Genomic DNA, 473 nt, shown 5'->3' with positions numbered 1-473 from the left:
GCGCCGTTGCGGCCCAGAATGGCCACGCCACCGCGCCACGGCGCTGTCAACGACACGCCGAACAGCACCTGACTGCGGCCGTAGCCGGCATCGAGATCGCGAACGTCGAGATATGCATCCTCAGGCACGGCGCAGATAGACCTCCTGGACCTTCGGGCAAGTCTGAATTTCGGCGATCGTCCCGCTGTTGAGCACCGCGCCCTGATCCAGCACGGTGAGGCGATCGCAGATGTCGCGAATGAAATCGAGATCGTGCTCGACGATCACCAGCGAGCAGCGTGCCTTGATCGGGGCCAGCAGCTCACCGGTGACGCGGCGCTCTTCCAGGCTCATGCCGCCGGTGGGCTCGTCGAGCAGCAACAGTTTCGGGTCCGGCGCCAGCGCCATGGCAATCTCCAGCCATTGCTGCTGGCCGTGCGACAGCGCAGAGGCATGCTCACTGGCGCGATCAACCAGCCGGAACTGCTCCAGCA

At 65.1% G+C, this 473-nt stretch carries 1 protein-coding gene and 1 pseudogene; both read right to left on the bottom strand.

Going from position 1 to position 473, the window contains the following annotated elements:
• Positions 1-128 (bottom strand): annotated as a pseudogene (locus DYI24_RS28530) (ABC transporter ATP-binding protein); the annotation flags it as partial.
• On the bottom strand, positions 121-473 hold a 353-nt coding region (locus tag DYI24_RS27720), incomplete at its 5' end, for an ATP-binding cassette domain-containing protein (RefSeq protein ID WP_164574581.1). The gene DYI24_RS27720 and the pseudogene DYI24_RS28530, both read right to left, overlap by 8 nt.

It is taken from the genome of Rhodopseudomonas sp. BR0C11, assembly GCF_010820945.1.
In the GTDB taxonomy this organism is placed as follows: Bacteria; Pseudomonadota; Alphaproteobacteria; order Rhizobiales; family Xanthobacteraceae; genus Rhodopseudomonas; species Rhodopseudomonas palustris_H.
Note: the sequence above shows the minus strand (reverse complement) of the source record. Positions and strands in the feature narration are given on the sequence as shown.